This is a genomic window from Kitasatospora xanthocidica, from assembly GCF_014656195.1.
Taxonomy (GTDB): Bacteria; Actinomycetota; Actinomycetes; order Streptomycetales; family Streptomycetaceae; genus Kitasatospora; species Kitasatospora xanthocidica.
In genome coordinates this window covers 1-4,047 of the sequence record NZ_BNBY01000062.1, presented here as the reverse complement: position 1 = coordinate 4,047, position 4,047 = coordinate 1, and the positions used below count along the sequence as shown (strand labels likewise).

1 protein-coding gene and 1 pseudogene are annotated in these 4,047 nt (G+C 71.0%); both read left to right on the top strand.

Annotated features, from left to right (window positions below; translation table 11 throughout):
* Positions 1 to 642 precede the first annotated feature (642 nt).
* The gene (locus tag IE332_RS40390) at positions 643 to 3,978 is read left to right on the top strand and encodes a nitrate- and nitrite sensing domain-containing protein (RefSeq protein ID WP_229929323.1); all 3,336 of its coding nucleotides are present in this window, start codon (positions 643 to 645) and stop codon (positions 3,976 to 3,978) included.
* Between the two features lies 1 nt (position 3,979).
* Positions 3,980 to 4,047, top strand: a pseudogene (locus IE332_RS40385) (roadblock/LC7 domain-containing protein); the annotation flags it as partial.

Sequence of the window (4,047 nt, the reverse complement as noted above, 5' to 3'; positions counted from 1 at the left end):
CGCCAAGAGCGCCCTCATCACCCTCGTCGAACACGCCCTCCTCGCCCGACTCCGCTGAACCCCCACAGCGGACCGAAGCGAAGGAGCGCTCCGGAGGCGAGCGCGCGAGTGACGGCCGCGCCGAGCCGAAGGAGCGCGCCGGTGCCGAAAGGGAGAAGGGCCAAGCCACCGACGAAGGAGGTGGCGCAGTGCCCGCCGACCGTCGGCACCGGATCCCGAGCGCTCCGGAGGCGAGCGCGCGAGTGACAGCAGGAACCAGTCGGCCCCGTCGGCCCGTCCTAGCAGCGGGTCGGCGGGGCCGTGCCACTGACCGGCCGGTGTCCTCCCGGGGCCCCGCGCAAGACCCGTGTATAAGCAGCGGATAACAGTTCGGTAGGCATTTCGTGATCAACAATGACGCAGAGTGGCGAAACAGCGTCACTCAGCGCCAGATGACCACGGTTTTGCTCCGTCATGTCGGTGATTGTCCGGATTGCGCCGACGCGGGTGCCATACGACGGCTGTTTGTCCCCCATCCCTGCACGTGCTGAAATTCCAGCTACCCCTGAATCTCTCCCGCCGGCCCGCCCGGCGACGGGCCAGGGCCCGGGGGTAGCGCTGGATTGATCCATGGCCGGCAGTCGGCCGAGAGGTAGTTGTCGAGTGAGGCGTAAGCAGCAACCCGCCCCGCAGCGGCGCTCCGAGCCCCGCCAGAGCGAGCCGAACGGTACCCCCGCGGGCCCGGCCGGATTCTCCGCGTTCACTCCCACCGAGGAACGCCCCCAGGCCGCAGCCGCCCCGAAACCCCCGAGCATCCCCTCGGCGCCCCGCAGCGGCGGCGCCACGGGCGAGGACGGCGGCGGTTCCGGCCGGTACGAGTTCCTCCGCCCGCGGAACTGGCGCGTGCCGACCCGCCTGATCGCGATCCTGCTGATCCCCGTGATCATCAGTCTCGTCTTCGGCGGTCTGCGAGTGAACACCTCGGTCGACGGCTTCATCAAGGCGTCCCGCGCCGAGAAGACCGCCGAGCTGGCCAAGGCCGCGACCGAGCTCGCCGAAGCGCTGGAGAACGAGCGTGACAAGACGCTCATACCCCTGCTGACCAAGCAGGACCCGAACAACGAGGTCACCAAGCGCCGCGCCGACACCGACGCCGCGCTGAAGGCGTACAACGCCGCCTACGCGGCCTCGGACAAGTCCGGTGAGCTGCCGCGCCGCCACGACGCCTTCCAGGCCCTGCTCATCGACCTGCCGCACCTGCGGGCCAACGCGTACAGCCCCGAGCTGTTCCTCAGCGCGACCGCCAGCGCCTACTCGGTGATGTTCGCCCCGCTGCTGGCCTACGACAACTCGGTCGGCCTGGGCTCCGCGAACGCCACCAGCAAGGGCCGCGCGATCTACGCGATGTCGCTGGCCAAGGCCTCCGCCTCGACCCAGCGCTCGCTGATGCTGAGCCTGCTCGTCGGCATCGCGCAGAACGGCACCACCCGGTACGAGAACGCCGACGCCACCCAGCAGATCCTGATCGCGGAGAAGCTGGAGCAGGTCTCCCTCAACGAGTTCAACACCGGTAGCGCCCCCGAGGACGTCAGGAAGTACGCGGACGCCCAGGTCGCCCTGGACACCGCCAAGGACCGCTCGGCGTACAAGATGCCGAACGGCTCCGCGCCCACGATGCAGGGCCTGATGGCGCTGGCCGCCAGTTACAGCCAGGCGGCCGCCGAGGGCCAGCTGAAGGGCAAGGCCAACGCCGACGCCTCGTTCGCCGAGGCGAAGAACGCCGGTCTGACCCCGGACAACTGGAACCAGGCCGCCAACACCCACATCCAGGCGCTGCGGAACACCGAAGTCCTCCTGCTGGACGACGTCCTCAACGACTCCCGCAGCCTCAAGGACAACGCGCTCTACGACGCCATCCTCAACACGGTCATCGTCGTCGCCGCACTGATCCTGGCCGGTCTGCTCACCGGCTACGTGGCCCGCTCGATGATCCTCGGCATGCGCACCCTGCGCAGCGCCGCCCTGGAGATCGCCGACCACCGCCTGCCGGACCTGGTCGAGAAGCTCTCCAAGACCGACCCCGACCGGGTCGACACCTCGGTGACCCCGATCCCGCTGCACGGCAAGGACGAGATCGGCGAAGTCGCCCGGGCGTTCGACCAGGTCCACCAGCAGGCCGTGGCGCTCGCCGCCGAGCAGGCCCTGCTCCGAGGGAACGTCAACGCGATCTTCACCAACCTGTCGCGCCGCAGCCAGGGCCTCATCCAGCGCCAGCTGGCGCTGATCACGGACCTGGAGAACAACGAGGCCGACCCGGACCAGCTGGAGAACCTCTTCAAGCTGGACCACCTCGCGACCCGTATGCGCCGCAACGGTGAGAACCTGCTCGTCCTCGCGGGCGAGGAGGCCGGCCGCCGCTGGAACACCCCGGTGCCGCTGGTCGACGTGCTCCGCGCCGCCGCGTCCGAGGTGGAGCAGTACGAGCGCGTCGAGCTCTCCGGCATCCCGGAGGTCGACGTCGTCGGCGCCGCCGTGACCGACCTCGTCCACCTGCTCGCCGAGCTGCTGGAGAACGCCACCTCGTTCTCCAGCCCGCAGACCCGGGTCATGGTCAACGCGACCCGCCTGCCGGACGGCCGCGTGCTGGTCGAGATCCACGACAAGGGCATCGGCCTCACCGCCGAGGACTTCGCGGAGATCAACGAGAAGCTGGCCGAGCCGCCCACGGTCGACGCCACCATCTCCCGTCGCATGGGCCTCTTCGTGGTCGGCCGGCTGTCCCAGCGGCACGACATCCGCGTCCAGCTCCGCCCGTCCGGCGAGTCGGCCGGCACCACCTCGCTGGTCATGCTCCCGCCGTTCGTCACCCAGGGCGGCGCCCCGCCGGAGCCCGAGGAGCAGTTCACCGTCTCCCGGATCTTCGCCGACCAGGAGCCGACCGCGCCGTGGGCGGCCGAGGCCGGCGCCCGCAGCGCCGCCGAGCTCGGCTTCGACGACCACCTCACCGGTGCCGGCAACGCCGGTTCCTCCGGCTTCAGCCCGGCCCTGGAGGCCGTCCAGCGCTCGCAGCGCCTCGACCAGGTCCGCCGCGCGGCCCTGGAGAGCGGCCCGCAGTCGCCGGTGGTGGACGCCGAGGTCGAGGACGACTACCAGCAGGGCTACGACCAGTACGCCCCGCAGGGCTACCAGCAGCAGGACTACGCCGACGACCAGTACGGCTACGACCAGCAGGGCTACCAGCAGGACGGGTACGCCCAGGACGGCTACGCCGACCAGTACGGCCAGCAGGGCTACGACCAGCAGGGCTACGCGGACGACCAGTACGGCTACGACCAGGGCGGCTACCGGCAGGACGGCTACGCCGACCAGTACGGCCAGCAGGCCCAGGAGGCCCCGGCCGGCCACCCGTACGCCCCGGAGCCGCCCGCGCTGCCCGCCCCCGGGCAGGCGCCCGCCACCCTCCCGTCCGGGCTGCCGCAGCGCCGCCCGGGCGAGAAGCTGGCGAACGGCGGCCCCGGCAGCGCGCCGGCCGCCTCCGGCCCGTCCGGCGAGACCCCGAACTGGTTCGCCGGTGCCAAGGACACCTCGATGCCCGCGGAGACCCGCGGCCACGACGTGTCGTCGCTCGGCGGATACGGCCCGACCGGCCCGACCGCCTCCCCCTGGCAGTCGCCGAACGACGGCGACTGGCAGCGGGCCGAGCAGCTGCGCGAACCCTCCTCCGCCGGCACCACCGGCGCCGGCCTGCCGCGGCGCGTGCCCAAGCAGAACCTGGTGCCCGGCAACGCCAAGTCCATCCCGCAGGAAGGGCCGCAGGTCTCCCGCAGCCCCGAGGAGGTCCGTGGCCGCCTCACCAACCTGCGCCGTGGCGTGGAGCAGGGCCGCAGTGCCGGGAACACCGGAAGCTTCCGGATCGACCCCGATCAGGTAGACCAGTCCGGCAACGGACAGAACCGGAGCACCGATCTCTTCGGCGGCTCGAACCACCAGGAGCGTTGAGTTGACTCAGATGAGCCAGGCCGCACAGAACCTGAACTGGCTGATCACCAATTTCGTGGACAACACCCC